The sequence below is a fragment of the Rhodoferax sp. genome (assembly GCF_039922535.1).
GTDB lineage: Bacteria > Pseudomonadota > Gammaproteobacteria > Burkholderiales > Burkholderiaceae_C > Rhodoferax_B.
In genome coordinates, this window is record NZ_JBDTEM010000217.1 from 1 (window position 1) to 3,749 (window position 3,749).

General features: G+C 62.2%; 5 protein-coding genes. 4 read left to right on the plus strand and 1 reads right to left on the minus strand.

Annotated elements, in window-relative coordinates:
• The 4 genes from ABI213_RS10350 to ABI213_RS10365 all read left to right on the plus strand — a co-directional run.
• Nucleotides 1-505, plus strand: a 505-nt coding sequence (locus tag ABI213_RS10350; RefSeq protein ID WP_348026961.1) for an ABC transporter permease subunit, incomplete at its 5' end; no start/stop codon positions are given.
• A gap of 2 nt (nt 506-507) precedes the next feature.
• On the plus strand, nt 508-1,221 hold the full coding sequence (locus ABI213_RS10355; RefSeq protein ID WP_348026963.1) for an ABC transporter permease subunit: 714 nt from the start codon (nt 508-510) through the stop codon (nt 1,219-1,221).
• 17 nt (nt 1,222-1,238) lie between these two features.
• The gene (locus ABI213_RS10360; RefSeq protein WP_348007483.1) at nt 1,239-2,357 is read left to right on the plus strand and encodes a succinylglutamate desuccinylase/aspartoacylase family protein; all 1,119 of its coding nucleotides are present in this window, start codon (nt 1,239-1,241) and stop codon (nt 2,355-2,357) included.
• A gap of 20 nt (nt 2,358-2,377) precedes the next feature.
• Nucleotides 2,378-3,154, plus strand: a complete 777-nt coding sequence (locus tag ABI213_RS10365) for an ATP-binding cassette domain-containing protein (RefSeq protein WP_348007484.1) — start codon at nt 2,378-2,380, stop codon at nt 3,152-3,154.
• Nucleotides 3,155-3,204: 50 nt separating this feature from the next.
• On the opposite strand, the gene ABI213_RS10370 is transcribed toward ABI213_RS10365, so the two are convergent.
• On the minus strand, nt 3,205-3,749 hold a 545-nt coding region (locus tag ABI213_RS10370; RefSeq protein WP_348026965.1), incomplete at its 5' end, for an EAL domain-containing protein.

A 3,749-nucleotide genomic window follows, 5' to 3' on the forward strand; every position in this document is an offset into this window, starting at 1 on the left:
GGTGCTGATGCTGCTGGTGTTCTATGGCGGCACGATTGGGGTGAATGCCCTGCTGGAAATGGCTGGCAGTGAAGCCACCCTGGACCTGAACCCCTTTTTTGCCGGTGTCTTCACGCTCGGCTTCATCTACGGCGCCTACATGACCGAGACCTTTCGCGGTGCCATCATGGCCATTCCGCGTGGTCAGTTTGAAGCCGCCGCCGCATTTGGCATGGGCCCTCGGCAAGCGTTTTTGCGCATCACCGCGCCGCAAATGGTCCGCTATGCACTGCCCGGCTTTACCAACAACTGGCTGGTCCTCATCAAGTCCACCGCCTTGGTCAGTTTGATCGGCCTGCAGGAAATGACCTACCTGGCCAAGCAGGCCAGCGCCGCCACCCGTTCGCCGTTCGCCTACCTGCTGTTTGCGGGCGGGCTGTTTCTTATCTTCACCTGGGTCTCGTTGGCGGTGCTGCGCAAGCTCAACGCACGCTACAGCCTGGGTACCAAACGGATCGCGTTTTAACCATGAACTGGGAAGTCATATTCCGGGCCGAGAGCCTGGCCATGTTCGGCGAAGGCATTGTCACCACGCTGTCCCTGTTGTTTGCATCGGTCGCCATTGGAGCCGTGCTGGCGGTGGCGTTTGCGCTGGCTTTGACCAGCAACAGCGAAATTCTGAAACGGATAGTGGGTGCCTATACCTTTGTGATCCGTGGCACCCCGCTGCTGATCCAGGTCTATTTGATCTACTACGGACTGGCCCAGCTCGAATGGATCCAGGCCCGGTGGGACACCGTGTGGCCGCTGGTCTACTTCAAGAACGCTTTCTTCTGCGCGCTGCTGGCCTTTGCGCTGAACACCGGGGGCTACACCGCCGAGATGTTGGCCGGGTCCATCCGCGAAACCAATGCGGGCGAGATCGAAGCGGCCCAGTCGCTGGGCATGAGCCGCTTCAAAATTTTGCTGCGTGTGGTGTTGCCCAGCGCCATGCGCCGCACCCTGCCCGCCTACAGCAACGAAGTGGTAATGATGCTGCAAAGCACCAGCTTGGCCAGCGCCGTGCCGGGCCTGCTAGACATCACCGCCGCAGCCAGCCGCATCTATTCCGACTTCTACCTGCCGTTTGAAGCCTACCTGTTTGCCGCCGCCTTGTACCTGATCGGCACCTTTGCGCTGATTGCGCTGTTCCGGTTGGCCGAAAAGCACTTCCTGGCCTATCTGGCCCCTCGCAAACACTGACACCTACCCCCTTGTTTATGCAACGCACCGACCATGTTCTGCGCAGCCAAAGCATTGGCAGCCAGAAGACACTGAGCAGTTTCCATTTCGGTACCCCCGGTGCCCGTCCCAAGGTCTACATCCAGGCCAGCCTGCATGCCGAAGAACTGCCCGGCATGCTGGCCGCTTACCACCTGCGCCGCCTGCTGGAGCAGGCCGATGCGCAAGGCCAGATCCAGGGTGAAGTTATTCTGGTGCCTATGGCCAACCCCATTGGGCTGGCGCAGCGGGTAGACCACAAGCCCATGGGCCGCTTCGACTTGAACACTTCCGAGAACTTCAACCGCCACTTCCCCGACCTGTGCGCCGCCGTGCTGCCCTTGGTCGAGGGCAAGCTGGGGTCGGACGCGGCTGCCAACGTAGCCGCCATCCGCCAAGCCATGGCCGCGCATCTGCAGGCCTGGCAGCCCGACACCGAACTGGCCAGCCAGCGCAAATACCTGGTCAGCCAGGCCTTTGATGCCGACGTGGTACTGGACCTGCACTGCGACTGCGAAGCCGTGATGCACCTGTACACCGAAACACCCTGCTGGCCAGCCATGGAACCGCTGGCCCGCTTGCTGGGTGCCCAGGCCGTGCTACTGGCCAAAAATTCGGGTGGCCTGTCGTTTGACGAAAGCATGTCGGGCCCCTGGTGGCAACTGGCTGACAAGCTGGGCAATGCGTTTCCGATTCCCCAGGGCTGTGCCAGCACCACGGTAGAGCTGCGCGGCGAAGGCGATGTCAGCCACGCCTTTGGCAAGGCCGATGCGAGCGCCATTTTTGGCTATTTGCAGCACCTGGGCGCGGTGGCGGGTGAGCCGCCTGCGCTGCCCGAGCTGGCCTGCGCTGCCACCCCCCTGGCCGGTGCGCAGTTTGTGAAGTCGCCCGTGCCGGGCCTGCTGGTGTTTGCCGCCAAACCGGGCGACCGCCTGGCTCTGGGCGAGTTGGTGGCCGAAATCATCGACCCCGTCAGTGGCAACGTGCACGCCCTGCGCGCCGAAGTACCCGGCGTGGTGTACGCCCGCACCACCGAGCGCTACGCCACCCCTGGCGACGACCTGGCCAACATTGCGGGCAGCGTGCCCTTTCGCACCGGCAACCTGCTGGGCGCCTAAATTTTTGAAATGACCGCTCTATGACCACCCAGCCCCTCAAACTCCAGGCCATCGACATCCACAAGAAGTTTGGCTCCAACGAGGTGCTCAAAGGCGTTTCGCTGGAAGCCCGTGCTGGCGATGTGATCAGCATCATCGGCAGCTCTGGCTCCGGCAAGAGCACGTTTTTGCGCTGCATGAACCTGCTGGAAAAACCCAACGCCGGCCGCATTCTGGTGGCGGGCGAAGAACTCAAGCTGGTGGCCGATAAAAACGGCGAACTGGTGGCGGCCGAAGCCAAACAGCTGCAGCGCATGCGGACCAAGCTGGCCATGGTGTTCCAGCATTTCAACCTGTGGGCGCATATGACGGTGTTGCAAAACATCATCGAAGCCCCCATCCACGTGCTGGGCGTGCCCAAGGACGAAGCCATTGCCCGCGCCCGCAAGTACCTAAAGTTGGTCGATCTGCAGGGGAAGGAAGATGCCTATCCCGCCCACATGAGCGGCGGCCAGCAGCAGCGCGTGGCGATTGCCCGCTCGCTGGCGATTGAGCCCGAGGTGATGCTGTTCGACGAGCCCACCAGTGCGCTCGACCCCGAGCTGGTTTCGGAGGTGCTGCGGGTCATGCAAACCCTGGCCCAGGAAGGCCGCACCATGGTGGTGGTGACCCACGAAATGGGCTTTGCCCGCGAAGTGTCCAACCATCTGATCTTCTTGCACAAAGGCTGCATCGAGGAGCAAGGCGTACCCCGCGAGGTACTGACCCAGCCCAAGAGCGAACGGCTACAGCAGTTCTTGTCCGGCAGCCTGAAGTAAATTCATAGAAAATAAGCCTCCAGCGCAGGCAGCGCCTGCATAAGCAGCTATCAAAAATGGTGTTGCACACCAGGCCAGCCGGTGATGAACGCCCTGGCCTGTGCCGCATCCATCGGCTTGGCAATCCAGTAGCCCTGCGCCTGGGCACAGCCCATATGGCGCAGCAGCGCGAACTGTGTGGCGGTTTCTACGCCTTCGGCCGTGGTCTCCAGGTGCAACGCCTGGGCCAACTGGACGATGGTTTGCACAATCGCGGCGGCGCTGCGGTCGCCATCGGCGCTCTCCAGAATGCTGACAAACGATTGGTCGATCTTGAGCTTGTCCAGCGGAAAACTGCGCAGGTAGGCCAGGCTGGAATAGCCGGTGCCAAAGTCGTCCAACGCCACCCGCACGCCCTTCGCGCGCAAGGCCTGCAGCACCACCAGCGCGGCCTGGCTGTCCAGCATCAGGGTCGATTCGGTGATCTCCAGCTCCAGCCGGGCACTGGGCAGGCCGCTGTGCTGCAGGGCGCTGTCTACCATCGCCAGCACATCGGCATGGGCAAACTGCACCGCCGATAAATTCACCGCCACCCGCAGGTGGGCAGGCCAGTCTG